The sequence below is a fragment of the Streptomyces sp. NPDC001002 genome, from assembly GCF_053599215.1.
On the sequence record NZ_JBSFLV010000158.1, the window covers coordinates 1 to 20429 of the forward strand.

At 72.2% G+C, this 20429-nt stretch carries 14 protein-coding genes and 2 pseudogenes; 1 reads left to right on the forward strand and 15 read right to left on the reverse strand.

Features of this window, described 5'->3' with window-relative positions:
* On the reverse strand, positions 1–2499 hold a 2499-nt coding region (locus tag ACWDR3_RS40370; protein WP_450357581.1), incomplete at its 3' end, for an FtsX-like permease family protein.
* Between the two features lie 195 nt (positions 2500–2694).
* Entirely contained in the window at positions 2695–3099 is a 405-nt protein-coding gene (locus ACWDR3_RS40375) for a globin (RefSeq protein WP_450357582.1), read from the reverse strand.
* A 144-nt stretch (positions 3100–3243) separates the two neighbouring features.
* Here ACWDR3_RS40375 and ACWDR3_RS40380 point away from each other — a divergent pair, with 144 nt between their 5' ends.
* Positions 3244–4230: a methyltransferase domain-containing protein gene (locus tag ACWDR3_RS40380; protein WP_450357583.1), complete on the forward strand. Its 987-nt coding sequence runs from the start codon at positions 3244–3246 to the stop codon at positions 4228–4230.
* A 6-nt stretch (positions 4231–4236) separates the two neighbouring features.
* Here the strand turns inward: ACWDR3_RS40380 and ACWDR3_RS40385 are convergent, their stop codons facing one another.
* The 13 genes and pseudogenes from ACWDR3_RS40385 to ACWDR3_RS40445 all read right to left on the reverse strand — a co-directional run.
* Complete coding sequence (locus ACWDR3_RS40385) at positions 4237–5685, reverse strand: FHA domain-containing protein (RefSeq protein ID WP_450357584.1); 1449 nt, start codon at positions 5683–5685, stop codon at positions 4237–4239.
* A 36-nt stretch (positions 5686–5721) separates the two neighbouring features.
* Positions 5722–7068 carry a vWA domain-containing protein gene (locus tag ACWDR3_RS40390; protein WP_450357585.1) on the reverse strand — a complete coding sequence of 449 codons (1347 nt, stop codon included), beginning with the start codon at positions 7066–7068 and terminating at the stop codon, positions 5722–5724.
* A 109-nt stretch (positions 7069–7177) separates the two neighbouring features.
* Positions 7178–8545 (reverse strand): protein phosphatase 2C domain-containing protein, encoded by a 1368-nt coding sequence (locus ACWDR3_RS40395; protein WP_450357593.1) that lies wholly within the window; start codon positions 8543–8545, stop codon positions 7178–7180.
* Complete coding sequence (locus ACWDR3_RS40400; RefSeq protein WP_450357586.1) at positions 8546–11026, reverse strand: tetratricopeptide repeat protein; 2481 nt, start codon at positions 11024–11026, stop codon at positions 8546–8548. It lies immediately after the preceding gene.
* Positions 11027–11051: 25 nt separating this feature from the next.
* A complete protein-coding gene (locus ACWDR3_RS40405) occupies positions 11052–12386 on the reverse strand; it encodes a hypothetical protein (protein ID WP_450357587.1) in 1335 nt (444 codons plus the stop codon).
* 80 nt (positions 12387–12466) lie between these two features.
* Complete coding sequence (locus ACWDR3_RS40410; RefSeq protein ID WP_450357588.1) at positions 12467–13513, reverse strand: glutamate ABC transporter substrate-binding protein; 1047 nt, start codon at positions 13511–13513, stop codon at positions 12467–12469.
* 68 nt (positions 13514–13581) lie between these two features.
* Positions 13582–15039, reverse strand: coding sequence for a hypothetical protein (locus ACWDR3_RS40415; protein WP_450357589.1), 1458 nt, complete (start codon positions 15037–15039; stop codon positions 13582–13584).
* Between the two features lie 194 nt (positions 15040–15233).
* Positions 15234–16205 carry an N-acetylglucosamine kinase gene (locus ACWDR3_RS40420; RefSeq protein WP_450357590.1) on the reverse strand — a complete coding sequence of 324 codons (972 nt, stop codon included), beginning with the start codon at positions 16203–16205 and terminating at the stop codon, positions 15234–15236.
* Entirely contained in the window at positions 16196–17461 is a 1266-nt protein-coding gene (locus tag ACWDR3_RS40425) for a 6-phospho-beta-glucosidase (protein WP_450357591.1), read from the reverse strand. The genes ACWDR3_RS40420 and ACWDR3_RS40425 overlap by 10 nt, the downstream gene beginning before the upstream one ends.
* Before the next feature lie 7 nt (positions 17462–17468).
* On the reverse strand, positions 17469–18362 hold the full coding sequence (locus ACWDR3_RS40430; RefSeq protein ID WP_450357592.1) for a carbohydrate ABC transporter permease: 894 nt from the start codon (positions 18360–18362) through the stop codon (positions 17469–17471).
* A 2-nt stretch (positions 18363–18364) separates the two neighbouring features.
* Positions 18365–19306, reverse strand: coding sequence for a carbohydrate ABC transporter permease (locus ACWDR3_RS40435; RefSeq protein ID WP_124000017.1), 942 nt, complete (start codon positions 19304–19306; stop codon positions 18365–18367).
* A pseudogene (locus ACWDR3_RS40440) lies at positions 19307–20341 on the reverse strand (extracellular solute-binding protein); the annotation flags it as partial. It abuts the gene before it with no gap.
* Positions 20337–20429, reverse strand: a pseudogene (locus tag ACWDR3_RS40445) (class I tRNA ligase family protein); the annotation flags it as partial. The pseudogenes ACWDR3_RS40445 and ACWDR3_RS40440, both read right to left, overlap by 5 nt.

A 20429-nucleotide genomic window follows, 5' to 3' on the forward strand; every position in this document is an offset into this window, starting at 1 on the left:
CGCCGAGGTGAGGAAGCGGTCCGTCACGACGGCGGTGACCTCGGGCGGCTTCGGCTGCGCCACCTGGACGCGCACGGTCACCGCGGGGGCGATCCAGGCCTCGTCGGCCGGCACATATCCCGTGCCGTACGTGACGGTCGGCGGCCCGGACGAACTCACCTTCGGCTTGGTCGGGTTGGCGGACCGGTCCGGCGAGGTCGACAGCCCGTCACCGTGCACGACGGCCTTCCACCCGGCGGGCAACGACACCGGCCGGGCCGTCCCGTCGGCACCCGTTGCCGTCAACTCGCCCAGCACCAAACGGTGTCGCTCCGAGTGCCCGACGGGCTGGGGCAGCACCAGCTGCATGCCGGTGAGGGTGACCGGGCCCGTGGCGGTGCCCAGGTCCAGGGTGTGCGGGCGTCCGTCGGCGGGGAGTTCACCGACCGGTATCTCGTACGGGGTGCCGTACGCGTCCTCCAGAGTGACCGTCACATCCGCCGTCGTGCTCTGGCGGGGCGTGCTGAACAGGGTTGCCGTCAGCCGCACTCGGGAGCTGTGCGCGGGCACCTTGGCACCGGCCGCCGCGGGCAGTCCCCCCAACCCCCGCACCAACGGCCCGACCTCCTTGGGCGCCAAGTCCCGGCGCAGCAGCACCCCTTGGGCCGCGTGCCGGGTGTCCAGCGCCAGCACGGTCGCCGTGCGGCTGTCGGAGAGGGGGAGTTCGGTGCGGACGGCGGGGGCGGCTTCCTGTACGTGGGGGAGGGCCGCGTAGGCGTCCGTGCGGCCGAGGCCCGCGTCGCCCGCGCCCTGGACGCGGACCTGGGTGCCGGCGCCGAAGTCGGCCTGGTCGTTCTGCGAGCGGTTCCAGGACGCGCCCTGGCCGATGGCCAGCATGCCGAGGGCGACCGCGAGGACCAGCAGCAGGACGGGGCCCGCGCCGCGCATCGGGCGGCGGCTGAGCTGCCAGCCCGCGAGGGCCGCCGTCAGCCCGCGCCCGCCGGCCGCCCGGCGCTCCGCGAGCCGCGCCACCAGCGGCAGCAGCCGCAGGGTCAGTACCGTGCCGGCGAGCAGCGCGAGCGCCGGGGCCGCCACCAGCAGCGGGTCGATGCCGAGGGTGCCCGAGGTGTCGTCGGAGACGGCGCCGGTGGTCTGCCGGCCCAGCTGCCAGTACGCCACCCCGGCCACCGCCAGCAGGCCCAGGTCCGCGCCCGCGCGCAGCGGAGCGGGCAGTGCGCGGGACCGGCGCGGGCGGAAGCCCTCGACCGTGAGGGCGGGCAGTGTCACCGCCAGCGCGCAGCCGAGGGCCACGCCCGCGGCCACCAGCCAGACGCCGAGGCGCCCGCCGGCCGGTACGTCCAGGTGCAGCCCGATCCGGGCCAGGGCCCCGCGCCCGGCAAGGAGCCGGGTGAGCGGTCCCGCCAGCAGCGGCGCGCACACCACCGCGGGCACCGCGAGGAACAGCGCCTCCAGGGCGGCGAGCGCGGCGATCCGGCGGCGGGAGGCACCGCGCGCTCTCAACAGCCGTGTCTCGCCGGTGCGTTCGGCGCTCAGCAGCCGGGCCACGAGCAACAGCGCGCAGGAGGCGAGCAGGGCGAGTTGCAGCGCGATGATCAGCAGGGTCGAACGGGAGACGAGCAGCGAGCGCTGGATCCGGTCGAGGACGTCGGGCAGGGCGGTGGCCGTGGCCGTCGTACCGCTGAGCGCGGGCTGCTTGCGCAGGGCCGCGCTGCCGGCGGCGGCGCTCGCGCCGAGCGCGTCGATCCGGGCCGTCGTCAGCGTCGAGAAGTCGGCCGACGCCAGCCAGCCCGACGGACCGGCGCTCACCCCGCCGCCGGTGATGACGTCGGGGGCGGTGAGGAGGGGACCGTACGTCGTGAAGCCGACCGTCCTGATGCCGCGGCCGCCGAGGTCGTCCAGCCGCCAGTACGGGGCGTCCGCGGCGACGGGCCGGTACAGGCCGGTGAGCGTGACGCGGACCTTCGGGCCGCCGAGGCGGTCGGCGAGGGTGAGCCGGGCACCGGGCTTCAGACCGAGGGCACGGGCGGCGGTCTGGGGGAGCGCGGCCTCGACGAGGCCCTCGGAGGCGCCGGCCCCCGCCCGGGGCTGCCGCCCTTCCACGATCCGCACCTGCGTCGGATCCAGCGCCGCGAGGTACGTCAGATCCGGGTCGGCCGAGCGCTCGGCCGGTGTCTGGAGGGAGCGCGGCAGGGCGTACGGGCCCGAGCGGGGCAGCGTCCGTACGGTGACCGGCAGCCCGTCGAAGGTCCGCCGCGCACCCTGCCGTACGGCACGGTCGGCGGCCGTACGCCCCTCGGCCGGAACGTCGGCCTTGACGATCAGGGCGGTGTCGGCCGCGTTGCGGGGGTCCTGGAGGGAGTGGCGCAGGGCCGCGTCGTCGATCGCGGTCGAGTAGGCGGTGAGGGTCGCGAGGACCGCCGTGGTCAGCAGGACCGTGAGGAGAGCGGCGGTCAGCAGCAGGCGGTGTGCGCGGGCGCGCAGCAGGACAAGCCTCGTCACCGCACCGAACACCGTCACCCCGACCCCCCGTGGCCGCCTGGAAGTTGTCCAGACCTGCGGGCGATGCTTTCAGACGGAAGGCAATTCGGGTAAGCGCCTACTGCCCGAGCTTGACCGGATCGTGACGCGGAGGATCACGTTCGACCGGATCGGGTCGGTCCGGCCTGTCCCGGCTCAGGTCCGGCTCGTCCCGGCTCAGTCCGGGGTGTTCACCATCGAGGCCGCCGCGTACGTCAGGTACTTCCACAGCGTCTGCTCGTGCTCCTCGGACAGGCCCAGCTCGTCCACCGCGTCCCGCATGTGCTTCAGCCAGGCGTCGTGCGCCGCGCGGTTCACCGTGAAGGGCACGTGGCGCATGCGCAGCCGGGGGTGGCCGCGGTTGTCGCTGTACGTCGTCGGGCCGCCCCAGTACTGCATGAGGAAGAGGGTCAGACGCTCCTCGGCCGGGCCCAGGTCCTCCTCCGGGTACATGGGCCGCAGCAGCGGGTCCTCGGCCACGCCCTGGTAGAAGCGGTGGACGAGTCGGCGGAAGGTCTCCTCCCCGCCGACCTGCTCGTAGAAGGTCTGCTCCTGAAGCGTGCCGCGCCGGATCTCTGTCACGCCTCCATGGTCTCAGACAGGGCGGACCAGGACTCAAGGCTTAGGTCTTGGACGGAATCGGGCACACACCATTCCGGCACGTGCACCCCCGTACCCGGCCCCCGGCACTCGCGTCCGTCCGCCCGCCGCAGCACAGTGGAGGGTATGAGCGCGTACGCACTCGACAAGGACCTCGCCGAGTTGGCCGGCTCGGCGCGGGCCGCGCTGGTGCGGGTGATCGAGGCGACCGGGGTGTGGGCGCACGACCCCGTGTGGCGCGAGGCCTTCGAGGCGGTGCCGCGCCATCTGTTCGTGCCGTACTACTACGTCGCCGTCGAGGGCGGCTACGAGCGGCGCTGGGGCGAGAGCCCCGATCCGCGCACCCGGGAGCGCTGGCTGCGCGGGGTCTACGCCGACGCCCCGCTCGCCACCCGGCTGCGCGACGGCGAACTGGTCTCCTCCAGCAGCCAGCCCTCGCTGATGGCGATGATGCTGGCCGAGCTACGGGTGAGGGACGGCGACCGGGTCCTTGAGGTCGGCGCGGGCACCGGCTACAACGCGGCCCTGCTGGCCCACCGGCTCGGCGACGACGACCTGGTCACGACGGTCGACCTGTACCCGGACATCACGGAGGCCGCGAGCCGGCACCTGGCCGCGGCCGGTCACCACCCGGCCGTCGTGACCGGCGACGGCGCGCGCGGAGTCCCCGAGCGCGCCCCCTTCGACCGGATCATCGCGACCTGCGCGCTGACCTCGGTCCCGCACGCCTGGCTCGCCCAGTGCCGCCCCGGCGCCCGGATCCTGACCCCGCTGGCCACCGGCCTGCTCGCCCTGACGGTCCGGGACGCCGGTCATGCCGAGGGCCACTTCCTGCACACGCCCGCCTACTTCGTGCCGTTGCGCGGCGAGGGCAGACCGGACCGCGAGCCGGTACCGCTCGGCGGGGTGCCGAGCAGCGCCCGCGACCACGAACTCTTCCGCTTCCTGCTCGCCCTCAGCCGCGGCAGCCTCGACCCGCAGGAGGCGTACGCGCTGTGGAACCGCGAGGGCATGCCACGACGGGAGCGGTACGGCATCACGGTCAGCGGCGAGCACGAGTGGGCCTGGCTGGACGACCCGGAGGGGCCGTACGCCTGGCCCCTCGCGGGTTGAGAACTCTCAGCCCCGGCGGACCGTGATCGTCGTCCACGCCCCCACGTGCACCCGGTCCCCGTCCTGCAACGGCACCGGCACGAACGGCTGGATCGGCTCCTCGCCGCCGTTGACCGTCGTACCGTTCGTCGAGTTCTGGTCGACGACCGCCCAGCTGCCGTCCGGCTGCTGGACCAGCACCGCGTGCTGGTGCGAGACGCCCGGGTCCTCCGGGGGCACCGCCAGGTCGATGTCGGGGGTGTCGCCGGTGGAGTGGCGGCGGCGGCCGATGGTGACCTGGTTGCCGCCGAGGGTGCGCTGCTGCTCGGGCGAGTACGCGGGCAGGTTGAGCCCCGCGGCCTCGGGGCCCGAGCGCTGCATCATCGCCATGAAGTACTCGCGGTCCGGACCGATCGTCGCCGTCCAGGTCGCGGGCTGCTGCGGTGCCTGCGGGAACGCGGGTCCGGGCGGGGCCTGGGTCGCGCCGGGCTGCGGATAGCCGTAGCCACCGCCGGGACCGGGACGCTGGCCGCCGGGTCCGCCCTGGCCGCCGGCGGGCGGGGAGAGCACCCAGTCGTCGTCACCGCCGCCGAAGGACGGACCGCCCTGCTGCGGCGGGCGTCCCGTCTCCTGCGGGAAGGCGGGCGGAGCGGACTGCTGCTGGTACGCCTGCGGGGCGCCCGAGGTCGCGCCGGGACCGGCGGGCGGGGTGGGCCCGGGCGGCGGCGGGACCGGACGCGAGGGGTCGCCGTAGCCACCGGGCGGGTTGTTGTACCCGCCCTGGCCGCCGGGCTGGTTTCCGTAACCGCCCTGGCCACCGGGGCCGCCGGGAGGATTGCCGTAGCCACCGGGACCGCCCTGGCCGCCGGGCTGGTTGCCATAACCGCCCTGACCGCCGGGACCACCCGGAGGGTTACCGAAGAGACCGCCGGGGCCGCCCTGCTCGCCCTGGCCACCCGGTCCGCCCTGGCCACCGGGGCCCGACGGGTCGGAGCCGTACGGCGGGATCGGTTCTGCGGGCCGGTTCATCTGGGACGGGCGGGAGCCCTGGTACTCGTACGAGTCGGCGCCGCCGAACGTCGGCGGGGGCGGCGGCTGCTGCTGGTAGCGCGGGCCGCCGGGACCGGGACCCGGGCCCTGGCCGGGCGCCGGGGGCCGCGGGGCGGCCGGGGTGTACGAGGTCGCGGTGTTCGTCAGGAAGTTCCACCGGCACTCCTCGCAGAAGGGCGCACCGCCCTCACGGGGCGTGCGGCACTGCGGGCAGAGCTCCGGCTCGGCGCGGTCCGGCACGGCGGACAGGTGGGAACGCCCGCCCTGACCCTGGCCCTGGCCTTGACCCTGGCCGGGCGGCGGGAAGCCGTAGCCGCCACCGGGTGGCGGAGGCGGGGGCGGAGGCACGGCACCGGCCATGCGGTGACCGCAGACCTCGCACCAGTCGTCGGAACCCGACTGGTGTCCGTTCGGGCAGGTCGGCATGTCGGCTCGTCCCCCTTTCCTTCATCGTTTCTCGCGTTACTTCTTTACACGAACAGTCTTTGTGGACCGTGTCTCGAGAGTCATCTCGTCGGCCGACTCGACCTTCGCCTTCAGTCGCACAGTACCTGCAGCGGCATCGACCACGTCCACCACCTTCGCAAGCAGTTTCGCAGTATCCGCGTTTCCGGAGTCGCTCGCGAGCTGAACGGCCCTGCCCAGTTTGGCCGTTGCTCCGTCGATGTCTCCCGCTTTGCGTAGATCGAGCCCTTGTTGGATGGCTTGTGCCAGTTCGGCCTGCCCGGTGTAGTGGGCGACCTGAGGGTTGATCGACGTCGAGGCGGCCATGTCGTCGGTCCACATGGCCCGTACGAGCCCCTGGGCGCCCAGGTTCTGAGTGCTGCCGTCGGGCTGCGGGACGACCAGCGAGACCCGGGCGGCGAGCATCTCCTGGCCGATGCCGGCCGTCGGGACCTCGACGCAGACGTGGTAGTCACGGGACTCGTCTCCCCAGGACCCGGTGGGGTAGTCGCCCGCGCGCGGCCCGGCCTCGGTGCGGCGGTCGGTCAACTCCTCGACCGTGGGCGCGACTTGCTTGACGAACTTGATGGTCGTGCCCACCGGCGTCCACACCCGCAGCGCGACGTCGGCGACCTCCTTGCCCATCGCCTTCTCCATCATCCGCGTGAAGTCGGAGGCGAGGGCGGCCGGGTCGGCGACGATGTCGGCCGTGCCGAGCAGCGCGGAGGCGATCCCTGTGACTTCTTTCACTTCCCAGTCGGTGCCCACGCCGCGGGCGTCACAGGTGAAACGGCCGGCGCAGGAGTCGAGCGCGGCCTTCAGGTTCTCGGGCGACTCGTGCTCGTTGCGGCCGTCGGTGAGCAGGATGCCGTGCCGGATCGCCACGTCCGCCGAGGACAGCAGCCGGTCGGCCAGGCGCAGCCAGGTGCCGATGGCCGTACCGCCGCCCGCGCTCAGCTTGCGCAGCGCCTGCTTGGCCTGCTCGCGGGTGGCGGCGTCGGCGACCGCCAGACTCCCGCCGCCCGGGTAGACCTCCTTGGCCACATGGGTGCCGCCGATCACCGCGAAGTGCACCCCGTCCCGCAGGGTGTCGATCGCGGCGGCGGTGGCGTCCCGCGCGTTGCGCATCTTGGTCGCCGGGTAGTCCATCGAGCCGGAACAGTCGACCATGATCGCCACGGCCGCGGACGGCCCCCGTCCCGGCGCGTAGAGCTGGGGCGCGGCGACCGGAGTGCCGATCGTGCCGCCGCCGGTGGCGGTCACCGTGACGATCGCGTTGACCTCGTTGCCGTCGGCCGGCAGGTACTCGTTCTGGTACACGTCCACCGAGAACTGCGGCACGTTCGACTTCGCGAAATTGGCCATGCCTACTCAAATCCCCCTCAAAACCCCACAGTTGGCGGGGCGATGACGTCATACGAACCGGTCCCCTCCGGTCCGTCCGTGCGCTGCCGTGCGTTCCCCGGGTACGGCCTCAGGCCGATCCTGCCCCCTGAGGCAGGGCCGGGAACGGCACGACGGCCACTGTTACGTTGTCGTGGCCCCCGCCGTCCAGGGCGTGGCCGACCAGAACCTGGGCGCTGTGCAGCGGGCGGACGGCCGCGTCCGGCGGGACGACCTCGGCCATGTCCTCGGCCGCCTCCGCGTAGTTCCACAGCCCGTCGGTGCACACCACCACTACACCCGGCCGGTCCGGCTTGAAGGAAGCCGTGTGCGGCTCCAGTTCGTAGGCGTCCGCGCCGAGCCAGCCGGTGATCGCGTGGGCGCGCTCGTCTGCGTAGGCCTCGGCCTCGTTCATCAGGCCCGCGGCGACCATCTGCGCGGCCCACGAGTCGTCCTCGGTGAGCCGGGCCGGCGGTGAGGCGCGGTCCACCGGGACCCAGTAGGCGCGGCTGTCGCCGACCCAGCCGACCACCAGCAGTCCCGCGGTCACCACGGAGCCGACGATGGTGCAGGCCGGCGCGTTCTGGTGCGGGGCGTGCTCGCGGGCCGTGGCGGGCTCGTCGGCCAGCGCGTTGACGGCCTGCGAGGCGGCGACGATCGCGTCGTGCAGCGCCTGCTGCGGGTGGGTGCCGCGGGGCAGGGCGGCCAGCAGCGACTCGGTGGCGACCCGGGCCGCGGCGAGCGAGGCGTCGTCGGGGCGGGTCGCCGAGGAGACGCCGTCGCAGACGATCGCCACCGACGCGGGCGAGCCGTCGGGCAGGGTGGCGAGGCCGATGCCGAACGCGTCCTCGTTGCGGTGGTGGCGCAGACCCCGGTCGCTGACGGCGGCCAGCGGGCCGCACTCCTGCTCCATGTGGTCGCGCTCGCGGGGCTGGGCGTGCCCGCAGTTCTCGCAGTAGCCGTCCCGGTCCACGCGGCCCGCCCGGCAGGCCACGCACACCTTGGCCTCGGCCGCAGGACCGGCCTGCTCGGCCAGCCGCGGGTCCGGTGCCTGCAGCGGGTACTCGTCCGGCTCCGGCGGCCGGTCGAAGCGCACCCCGGAGGCCGGCGAGACCGGCGATCCGGTGGGCGGACCGGTCGGCAGCCCGGCGGCCTGGGGCAGCGACGGGGGGTGCTGCGGGGGCAGCGGGGTGCCGCCCGAGTCCGTGCCGCGCAGATCCGTCGGCAGATGGGTCGCCCCGGGCGTGCTCGAACTGCTCGGCTCGGGGGCGACGGGCCAGGCCACGCCGTCGTCACCGGACGGCAGATCCGTGCCGTTCAGCATGACCGTGGGGTGGTCGTCGGGCGGTGCGGGCACCGCGGACAGGTCGTATCCGCACGCACCGCAGAAGCGGTCGCCCGACTCGAGCGGCCACTCGCAGCTCGGGCACGCGGACAGCTGGGGCATCTGCGACATCAGCTACACCCACGTCCGGGGGCGGTAACGGTTGGCACGTTCCACCAGGTCGATCCTCTCCTCGCCGCCCCGCGCCAGCCGGGCCAGCGTGCGGTACGAACGCTCCAGGCCGAAGCGGAGGCCCCGCTCGTCCAGGTCGCTGCCGAGCAGCACCCGCCGCGCGGGCGCCGAACCCTGGCCTCCGGAGAGTATCCAGTCCAGCGCGCAGCCGAGGACCTCGGCCGACAACTGCTCCCGGCGAGCCGGGTCCAGACCGTACGCGTCCAGCGCCTCGACCTGCCCCGCGGCGGCGCTCAGGTCGTCCAGGAAGGGTACGTCCGCGGCGACCGCCGTGCGTTGACGCAGCCGCGCCCGTACGGCGGCCACGCGCGCGGCCGTGTAGTGGATGGACGACTCCGGCACCGACTCCAGCGTCCGTACGGCCCCTGCGCGGTCCCCGCTGGCCAGCTGGACGCGGGCCAGCGCGAAGGCGGAGCTGACATAGCTGGGGTCGGTCGACCAGACCAGGCGGTAGTACTCGGCCGCGTTGTCCAGCTGCCCCAGCACCTCCGCGCACAGCCCGAGGGCCAGCTTGGGGGCGATCTCGCCGGGGAAGGCGTCGTAGATCGCGTCGAAGGCGAGCGCGGCGCCCTCCTGGTCGCCGGTGACCAGGGCGGCGGCGCCCCGGTACCAGACCACCCGCCAGTCGTCGGGGCGCTCGCTCTCCAGGGCCTGCAGGGCGTTCAGCGCGGTCGCCGAGTCGCCGTTCTCCAGCCAGGCGCGGATCTGCCGCAGCCGGGTCTCGGCCGACTGGGCGGGGGCGGCGGCCAGGGCGCCGAGCAGCTCGGTCGCCGCGGTGGTCATCAGACCCGCGAGGAAGCCCGCGTTGGGGTCGGCGGGGTCGACGTGCGGGACCGGCAGGGCGAGCGCGGCGGCCGGTGAGTCGACCGACTTGACCAGCGCGGGAGTGTCGGCCGAGGCGAGCTCGGGCTGCGGCTGCCGCGCTGTCGCCCGGGCGCCGAGGCGCGAGACCTCGCCGGTCAGCTTCGGGAACAACTCCGCGTCCGTGACCTTCAGTTCGGGCCCGAACAGCGTCGACACGGCCGGCCGGGCGCGGCCCGTCTGCAGCGAGACGACCTCGCGCAGCACGCCGGTCAGCTGCTCGGCCATCTCCTGCGCGGAGGCGAACCGGCGGGCCGGGTCGGGGTCGGTGGCGCGGACCAGGAGCCGGTAGAAGGACTCGTACTGGCGGAAGACCTCGATGTTGTCGGGGTCGGGCAGGGAGTCCACGAAGACGTTCGTGTAGCCCTGGAAGTCGAAGGTCATCACCGCGAGGGTGCGGGCGACCGTGTACAGGTCGCTGGCCACCGACGGGCCGACCTCCGCGACCTCCGGCGCCTGGTAGCCCACCGTGCCGTAGATGGCCGACTCGTCGTCGTCCATCCTGCGCACCGCGCCCATGTCGATCAGCTTCAGCTGGTCCTCGGTCTGGATCGCGTTGTCGACCTTGAAGTCGCAGTACAGGAGGTTGCGGCTGTGCAGATGGCCGAGCGCCTCAAGCGCCTCGATGCCGTACGCGCACGCCTGCTCCACCGGCAGCGGGTCGCGCTTGCCCTCGGGCGTGCGGCGGTCGTTGGCGATCTCCTTCAGCGACTTGCCGCCGACGTACTCCATGACGATGTAGCCGTCGAGCGAGCCGGTGCGCTGGTCGAGGTGCTCCACGAAGTTGTAGATCCGCACGATGTTGGAGTGCTCGATCTCCGCCAGGAACCGCCGCTCGGAGATCGCCGCCGCCATCGCGTCCTGGTCACCGGTGTCCAGCAGGCCCTTGAGCACGACCCAGCGGTCCGACACCGCGCGGTCCACGGCCAGGTAGACCCAGCCGAGCCCGCCGTGCGCCAGACAGCCGACCACCTCGTACTGGCCGTGCACCACATCGCCCGCGGCCAGCTTCGGCGTGAACGAGTACGGGTTGCCGCACTTGGTGCAGAAGCCCTCCGTGCGCCCGGGGGAGTCGCCGCGCGAACGCCCCACCGGCGCCCCGCAGTCCGAACGCGAGCAGAACCGCTTGCGCTCGGGCACCTCCGGGTTGTCCTGCACCATCGCGCGCGGATCGGGCCGCGGCACGTCCGGCACCTGCACCAGACCGACCCCGAGCCGGCCGCGGCCGCTGGTGCCGGTACTGGAGCCGGAACTGCGCACCGACACCGAACGGCCAGTCGAGCCGCCCGACACGGACCGCGACAGCCGGCCCGACACCGAGCGCCGCGACTTCGCCGACTGCGACGACGTACGCGAACTGGCACGGCTGCTGGAGCGTGAACTGGCGCTGTTCGCCGAGCCCTTGCGGCCGCCGGTCAGTCCGGTGGGCGGCGAGCTGACCATGCCGTCCGCCGAGACCACCGGGGCCAGGCCGCACGTGTCGCAGTACAGCTCGCCGCCGCCCACGTCCTCGTACGTGCCCTCGCAGTCCGGCCGCTGGCACTTCTGTTCCGCCTGACTCATGACGACGCTGCCCCCTTCGAGTCGCTCATGCTCCCGGCCCCCTACGGTCCTGCGGTCCGCCCTGGTCCGCCGCGCGGGGCGCGGTGAGCAGTTCGGCCGCCGCGTGCTGGTAGCGCAGGACGGCCTGTTCGGCCACCCGCAGATCGCAGGGCGCGCTCCACAGCATGCGGCGCGCCGCGTCGTACCGCTCGATGAGGAACCGGTCCTCCGCGAGCCCGTGCCGGGCGACCTTCGCCTTGTACGCGTCCAGCCGGCCGCGCAACTCCGCGCGCACCGCGAGCGGTTGGGTGACCGCGCTCAACGACTCGCGGGCGCGCAGCAGTTCGTCCTCCGCCTTCTGCTCCAGGGACTCCAGGAGCGGCGAGAGCCGGTGCCACTGGGCGTGCCTGCGGTACTCGGCAGCGGTCGCCAACTGCTCCTGCAGCACGGTCGGCGGCCCGCTGACCACCGGCACCTCCGTGGCGGCGATCTTCGCCAGGACCTCACCGCGCGCGGTGCGCGCCTCGGCGAGCGTGCGGTCCGCGCGCGAGAGCACGTCCCGCAGCCTGACCAGCCGCTGCTCCGCGTCCTGCCGGACGGTGAGCACGGCGTCGATCTCCCGGCGCACGTCCTCCAGGGCGCGCGCCTCACGGTCGTACACCGTCGTGTCGGGACGGCCGCCGCCCGGGGCCGAACTCCCCTGCGCGGCCACCCAGTAGGCGAGCGGGTCGGACACCACCTGCTCGCGCAGCGAGGTCAGGGTGCGGGTGATGCGCTCCAGGTCGTCGCCCGCCGGGTGCTCACCGGGGCGCACACCGACGGAGTGGGCGAGCTTGCGGGTGCGCTGCAACTCCGCGGCCAGTAAATCGATCCGGGCGGGCAGCGCCGACCACACCGCGTCGGCGGCGACGACCATGTCCAGGCTCGTCGCGTACAGCTCGTTCATCCGCTCCACGAGCGTGACCAGCGAGAAGCGGTGGCTGAGCTTGCCGGCGGAGCCCAGCGTCGGCGCGTTCGCCGTGGCCTCCGTGGACACCGAGCCGGCGACCGTGACGCACTCGCCGCGCAGCAGCTCCGTCAGCTCCACCAGGTCCTCACGGCTGGACCAGCGGCGCCGGGAGCGGATGTCCCGGGCGGAGCGCAACGCGCCGCTGTACGCGTCGAAGTACGCCCACAGCAGCGTGATCGACGCGTCCGCGGACGCCCAGCGCTCCTTGGTGGTGCCCGTCAGCTCGGCGCCTTCGAGGAGTCTGCGGCCCGCGTGGTCCTGCAGGGCGAGCAGCGAGGTCTCGACCGCCTCGTGCTCCGCGCCGAGCCGCGCCAGCGCACGGTCCACCTCGTCCCGGTCCATCACCGGCCCGGCGGGGTCCGTGACGCCCATCGATCACCTCTCGCTGCTGTCGTGTGCCGTTGTCCGTGGTCTCGCCGTGTTCCGTCAATCGTCCGTCAGTAGATGGTCGTTCACTTGTAGTGCGCCACGGGAGGGGTCGCCGAGGTCGACTTCTTCTCGCCCTGGTCCAGGGTCGCGTGCAGCCATTTCGCGTACGACGCCTGCCAGCCGCCGTCGTCGATGTAGTCCCGCAGGGTGCGGTTGACCTGGCGTACCAGATCGTCGGCCTTCTGGTTCATCGCCACGCCGTAGTACTCGTTGGTGAACGGCGCGCCCTTGAGCTCCACCGCCGGGTCCTGCGCGGCCTGGCTCGCGGCGAGCGCGCCGTCCGTCACCACCGCGTCGACCTCGCCGAGCTGCAACTTCACCAGGCAGTCGAGCTGGTTGGGGACCACGGTCTTGATGTCGGTGTCGGCGGGCAGGGTGCCGGCCGTCTTGTCGGCCTCCAGCCGCTCCAGCGCCGTCGACGTCGCGGCCGAGCAGATCCTCTTGCCGGCCAGCGTGTCGTTGTACCCCGTGATCGTCGAGGTCTTGGGCGCCAGGACCTGCTGGCCGGTCTTGAAGTAGGGCGCGGAGAACGCGACTTGCTCCAGCCGCTTGCAGGTGATCGTCATGGTGCGGACCACCATGTCGACCTCGCCCTTCTGGACCGCCTCGATCCGGCGACTGGTCGGTATCGCCTTGAACGAGACCGCGTCCGGGTTGCCGAGGATGTCCTGGGCGATCCGGTGGACGAGATCGATGTCGAAGCCCTCCAGCGCGCCGGAGGCGTTGGTCGGGTCGAGGTAGCCCCAGCGGTAGCTGTTGGTGTCGACGCCGACGATCAGCCGCCGGTCCGTGCCCGTGCGGGCCTTGATCCTGTCGATCGTCTCGGTGGCACCGCCGCCCGTCGGCGAGAGGCTCCGGTCCTGCGGGTTGGTGCACTCCTCCGCCTTGGCCTGCCGGCCGTCGGCGACGCCCTGGCCGCCGGTGCCGACGGAGCCGTCCGCGCCCTTGGACTGCGCCAGGGGGACGAGCACGAAGACCACGGTGAGCGCGCAGGCGACCGCCATCGCACCCACCCCGCCCCAGCCCCGGAGGCTGGACCGCAGACGCTGTGACAGACGGTGTGCGTTCATCCTCACGCCCCCTTTCGGAGCCTTCCCCCGACCCGACTTCCCCCGAATCCTGTTCACCACGGCCCTGTTCACCGGTACTCCGACAGCCTGCGCCCGATGCCGAGCACCGCGCCGGCCGCGGCCAGCACCGCGAGCACCGCGGCCCCGTACGGCAGCCCGTTGAACGCGTCCCGGCCGCCGCTCGCGGCCTGCTCGAACTCGCCCTGCTCATGGTCGATCGCCGTCCGCAGCGCCTTGTCGACGTTGTCGAAGCACACGCTCGTCGGGTCCTTGCCGACCCCTATGACCTTGTCCCGGGCCTGCTGGTAGTTGCCCGCGTCGCTCAGCCCCTGGGCCACCCCGTGCCGGTCCTTCCACGCCTTCATGAAGCTGTTGGCGTCCGCGACCGGCTTCTTGCCCGCCGAGTCGTCGGCGAGGGAGTCGGCCTTGTCGAGCGCCGAGGCGAGCTGGCCGATCTCGGTGTCGTAGCCCACCGCGTACGCGTCCAGGGTCTGGTCGCCGACCTGCTTGGTGTCGGCGCCCCGGCGGATCAGGCTGAGGTTCTCGTCGCTGCGGGCCGTCAGGGAGGCGATGCGGGCGTCCTGGAGGACGTTGAGGGAGCGCACGCCGTGCTCGTAGGAGTCGTTCAGGCCCGCGCGGGCGACCGTGTGGCCGACGACCAGCCAGAGCAGGACCACCACGCAGGCGCCCGAGGCGGTGACCAGGCCGTGGTTCAACACCCGGTTGGTGCGCTGGTAGTTGCGCCGCTGGGCCCAGACCAGGGCGGCCAGCACGGCGACGCCGAGGCCGAGCGCGGCCCACGGGAACGCCTTCGCGTCCGCGTAGTCCGACTGCAGCCGCTGGTTCTCCCAGGTGTAGAGGTCCTGGGCCTTCGGCAGCATCTGCTGCTGCATCTTCTCGTTGGCCGCGCGCAGATAGGCGCCGCCCACCGGGAAGCCCTGCCGGTTGTTGGCCCGGGCCGTCTCGACCAGGCCCTTGTACTCCGGCAGTTGCTCGTTCAGGTCGGCGATGGCGTTCGCCGATTCGGATCCGGCCTCCGAGTTGGCGGCGGCCTTCACCAGCTTGGCCGCCGCCTCGCGTATGTCCTTCTCGTACGCCTGCCGCGTCGCGGGCTTCTCCTGGAGGCCCGCCAGATAGCCGCTGGCCGCCGCGGTGTTGGCGTCGGCCAGCGCGCGGTAGATGTCGGCCGCGTCGGAGCTGAGCGGCTGGCTGCGGTTGAGGACGTCGTCGGCGGCGGCCGCCCGGTCCGACATCTGCCAGGCGGTGATCGCGCCGAAGAGGACGACCAGCAGGGCGAGCAGCGCGCCGATGATCCGCAGCCGCCCCGGCTCGGTGGTCGCCGCGGCACGCAGCCGGTCGGCGCCCTCGGCGAAGGCCGTACGGCGCGCGGGACCGGGCCCGGGCGCGGCGGGCGAACCCGATGGCGCCGCGGGCGGCACGGGCTGTCCCTGCTGCGGCGGCACGACCGGCATCGTGGGCAGGCCGGAACCCGGTGGCGCCGTGGTGCTCTTCGGCGGGTGTGTCACTTCGACCTCCCCCATGGTCATCGTCGCCGCAAGTATCGCCGCACGCACCGACATCCGCACCGGCCTTCACTGGATCTTGATCCGATCGCAGCCGGTGGATCGCGGTTCAGTAGCCGGTATACCGGTACGGCGCGACGCCCGCAGCACCCCCTGCCCATGAATACGCCGCCGGAATCAGTTCGGTTCCCGCGACCTCACCCCTCGAAGTGCGCCCGCACGCGCCGGTGCACCTCGGCAGCCGCTCCCACCCGGTCCAGACCCAGCAGCGCCGCCCCCAGCACCGGGCTCGCCGTGACCACCGTCGGCACCGCCTTCGGCGCCCGCACCGCCAGCAAGTCCCTTATGCCGTCGTTGAGTTGGGGGTGCTGCGCGGCCAGCACACCGCCGCCGAGGAGTACCGGGGTCTCCTCCGCCAGCAGGTCGAGCCGGGTCAGGGCCACCGTCGCCATGGTCACCACCTCGTCCGCGAGCCGGTCCACCAGCGCGCGGGCGACCGGGTCGCCGTCGGCCGCGGTGGCGAACAGGACCGGCGTCAGCTCGTGCCGCCGCGCGTACGCGACCTCCTCCAGGTGCAGCGCCTCGATCAGCGCGAGCATGGTGGTGCGGCCGAAGTGGGCGGGCAGGGCACGCGCCAGCGCCGTCGGCTCGCCGCGGCCGTCCTCGGCCCGGGCGGCGAACCACAGGGCCTCCTCCGCCAGGCCCCAACCACCGCCCCAGTCACCGGAGATGCGGCCGATCGCGGGGAAGCGGGCGGTGCGGCCGTCGGGGCGCATGCCGACGCAGTTGATGCCCGCCCCGCACACCACGGCGACCCCGCGCGGCTCGGTGATGCCGGCCCGCAGGATGGCGAACGTGTCGTTGCGGACCTCCGTGCCGGCGCCCCAGCCGCGTGCGTGCAGCGCCGCCGCCAACTGCTCCTCCTCCACCGGGAAGTCGGCGTTGGCGAGACAGGCGGAGACATGCTCGACCGACTCCACCCCGGCCGCGGCGAAGGCCTCCTCCACCGCCGCCGCCACGGAGTCCACGGCCGTCTCGATCCCCACCGTGGGCGGCCGGAACCCGCCGCCGCGGGCCGTGGCGAGGATCTCCCCGTCGGCCGCCACGACCGCGACGTCGGTCTTGCTGTTGCCGGCGTCGACGGCGAGGACACGTGCGGTCATGCCCACGCGAGATGCTCCTGGTTGTGTGCGATCAGCTGGTCGGTGAGGGTCTCGGCGTACTCGAACTGGCCGATGAGGGGATGCGCGAGCAGTGCCTTGAACACCCGGTCGCGGCCGCCGCGCAGGGCGGCCTCCAGCGCCAGGTCCTCGTAGGCGGTCACGTTCGCCATCAGGCCCGCGTACAGCGGGTCGACGGCGGCCACCGGCAGCGGGGTCGGGCCCTGCGGGCCGACGGCCGCCTGCACCTCGATCACCGCGTCGTCGGGCAGGAAGGGCAGCGTGCCCCGGTTGTAGGCGTTCACCACCTGGTACGGGGATCCGCCCGCGCCCAGCAGCGAGGCCGCGAGGTCCACCGCCGCCTCCGAGTAGTAGGCGCCGCCCCGCTTGGCCAGCAGCTCCGGCTTCTCGTCCAGCGTCGGGTCGCCGTACATCGTCAGCAACTGCCGCTCCATCTCCGCCACTTCGGCGGCCCGCGAGGGCTTGGTTCGCAGCTCGCGGACGACCTCGTCATGGGCGTAGAAGTAGCGCAGGTAGTACGACGGGACCACGCCGAGCCGGTCCAGCAGGACGCGCGGCAGGTGCAGGTCCTCCGCGATCGCGTCGGCGTGCTCGGCCAGCAGCTTGGGCAGCACGTTCTCGCCCTCGGGGCCGCCCAGGCGCACACCGGTCTCCCAGGTGAGGTGGTTGAGGCCCACGTGGTCGAGGTGGATGTCGGTCGGTGCGACCCCGAGCATCCCGGCGAACTTCCGCTGGAAGCCGATCGCCACGTTGCACAGCCCGACCGCCTTGTGGCCGGCCTGGAGCAGCGCGCGGGTCACGATCCCCACCGGGTTGGTGAAGTCGATGATCCAGGCGTCCGGGTTGGCCCGGCGGACCCGCTCCGCGATGTCCAGGACCACCGGGACCGTGCGCAGCGCCTTGGCCAGGCCGCCCGCGCCGGTGGTCTCCTGGCCGACGCAGCCGCACTCCAGCGGCCAGGTCTCGTCCTGCTGCCGGGCCGCCTGGCCGCCGACGCGCAGTTGCAGCAGCACCGCGTCGGCGCCGTCCACGCCCGCGTCCAGGTCGGAGCTGGTGACGATCTTCCCGTCGTGGCCCTGCTTGGCGAAGATCCGCCGGGCCAGCCCGCCGACCAGTTCGAGCCGGTCGGCGGCCGGGTCGACCAGCACGAGTTCCTCGATGGGCAGGGTGTCCCGCAACCGGGCGAAGCCGTCGATCAGTTCGGGTGTGTAGGTCGAGCCTCCGCCGACCACGGTGAGTTTCATATTGGGGTTAACCCTTCACTCCTGTGAGCGTGACGCCCTCGACGAACGCCTTCTGGGCGAAGAAGAAGACGAGGATCACGGGGGCCATGACCAGGACGGTCGCGGCCATGGTCAGATTCCAGTCGGTGTGGTGCGCGCCCTTGAAGGACTCCAGGCCGTAACTCAGTGTCCAGGCGCCCGGGTTCTCGGACGCGTAGATCTGGGGGCCGAAGTAGTCGTTCCAGGCGTAGAAGAACTGGAAGAGCGCGACGGCCGCGATGCCGGGCTTGGCCATCGGGATCACCACCCGCAGCAGGGTGCGCAGTTCGCCGCAGCCGTCGACCTTCGCCGCGTCGAGATACTCGTTCGGGATGGTCAGCAGGAACTGGCGCAGCAGGAAGATGGTGAACGCGTCGCCGAACGCCATCGGGATGATCAGCGGCCACAGCGTGCCGGACAGGTCCAGCTGCTTCGCCCAGAACAGGTACATCGGGATGATGACCACCTGCGGCGGCAGCATCATCATCGAGATGACCAGCATCAGGGAGAGATTCCGGCCCCGGAAGCGGAACTTGGCGAGCGCGTACGCCACCGGGATCGACGACACGACACTCAGGACGGTGCCGAGACCGGCGTAGATCAGGGTGTTCTTCCACCAGGTCAGGAAGCCCGGGGTGTCGAAGACCTTCTTGTAGTTGCCCCACTCCCAGGTGTGCGGGATCAGATCGCGGCTGAGGGCCTGGGTGTCGCTCATCAGCGAGGTCAGGAACACGAACACGAACGGGAGCACGAAGAAGAGCGCGGCCGCGACACCGAGCGAGTGGATCGCGATCCACTCAAGGAGTGCCCGGCGGCGGGCGGTGCGTTCGGCGGGGGAGGCCGGGGTCCCCAACTCCACCGGCTTGTCCAGGACTTGGGTCATGGTCAGTCACCTGCCAGGTTGAGACCGCCCCGCCGCCGCATCAGCAGCGCGGTGAACGCCATCGACAGGACGAAGAGGACGAGGGCGACGACGCACGCGGAGCCGTAGTCGAAGCGCTGGAAGCCGAGGTTGTAGACGAGCTGGGGGAGGGTGAGCGTGGACTTCTCCGGATAGCCGGGCTCGAACTGCGTGCCGGCGCCCTGGATCACGCCCGAGGCGACCTTCCCCGCGATCAACGGCTGGGTGTAGTACTGCATCGCCTGGATCACGCCGGTGACCACCGCGAACATGACGATCGGCGAGATGTTGGGCAGCGTGACGAACCGGAACCGCTGCCAGGCGGAGGCGCCGTCCAACTCGGCCGCCTCGTACTGCTCCTTGGGCACGTCGAGCAGCGCGGCCATGAAGATGACCATGAGGTCGCCGATGCCCCACAGGGCGAGCAGGGTGAGGGCCGGCTTGGACCAGGTGGGGTCGTTGAACCAGCCCGGGGCCGGGATGCCGATCTTCTCCAGGATCGAGTTGACCGGTCCCGTACCGGGGTTGAGCAGGAAGGCGAACGCCATCGTGGCCGCCACCGGCGGGGCGAGGTAGGGCAGGTAGAACAGGGTTCGGAAGACGCCCGTGGCCGTCTTGATCTTGGTGATCAGCAGACCGACACCGAGCCCGAACAGCACCCGCAGGGTCACCGTGATCACGACCAGCCACAGCGTGTTGCGCAGGGCGGGCCAGAACAGGGGGTAGTGCTCGAAGACGTACGTCCAGTTCTTCGTGCCGCTCCACGTCGGCGGTTTGAAGCCGTCGTAGTGCATGAAGGAGAAGTAGATCGTCGAGATCATCGGGTACGCGAAGAACACCGCGAACCCGATCAACCAGGGCGACATGAAGGCGAGAGTACGAAGCGCCGATCGACGGCGCTTCGACGCCAGAGTGATCGTGGACATCTACTTCGCCTGCGCGATGTCCGTGTCGATCTGCTTGGCCGTGCTCTCCAGGCCGGACTTGAGGTCCTTCGCCTTGCCGCTCTCGTAGTCGTAGCCGAAGTTCTGGATCGTCACCAGGTACTGGCCGCCGTTGATGGAGGCCGGGCTGGTGGTCGAGTTCGGGTTCGCGGCGATGTCCAGGAAGGTCTTGAAGCGCGGGTCGTACTTCAGCTTCGGGGACTTCAGGGCGGCCAGTGTCGAGGGCACGTTGTGGATGTCGTTGGCGAAGCCGACCACCGCGTCCGTGTCCGTGGTCATGTACTTCACCAGCTCCCAGGCCGCGTTCTGCTTGTGGCTGGTGGCGGCGATGCCGGCGATGGTGCCGGTGATGTAGCCCTTGCCGTACTGGTCGGCCTGGTCGTCCGGGACGGGCAGCGGGGCCACGCCGATCTCGAACTTGGGCTTGGCGTCCAGGGCCATGCCCAGGCGCCACTCACCGTCCAGCTGCATGGCGACCTGGCCGGTGTGGAAGGGGTGCTTGGCGCCCCACTCGTCGCCGAGCGTGGCGCGGTACTTCTCCAGCTTCTGGAATCCGCCGAGTTCGTCCACGAGCTTCTTCTGCAGCTCGAAACCGGCCGTGAACGCCGGGTCCTTGGCGAGGTTCGACTTGCCGCTGGAGTCGAAGTACGTCGGCGAGAACTGCCCGAAGTAGTGCTCGGTCGTGCTCTCCCAGCCGTGGTAGTTCGGCATGAACCCGAGCTGCTTGTAGCTGTCGCCGTCGGAGATCGTCAGCTTCTTGGCGTCGGCCTCGAACTCGGTCCAGGTCTTCGGCGGGGTCTTGATGCCGGCCTTCGCGAACGCCGTCTTGTTGTAGTAGAGGCCGTAGGCGTCACCGAGCAGCGGCACCGTGCAGCGGTTGCCGTCGAACTGGGTGTACTCGTTCATCGCCTTCGGGAACGTCGTCTCCGGGTCGATGTCGGCCTTCTTGAAGAAGGGGTTGAGATCGATCAGGGCGCCCGAGGAGCAGAACTTGCCGACGTTGTTCGTGGTGCTCGACCTTGTTCTGGGTGGCGATGCCGGCGTGGTCCATGCCCGGCAGCCACAGCGCCTCGAAGCCCTGCATGCGCTTGCGGCGGGTGAGGGC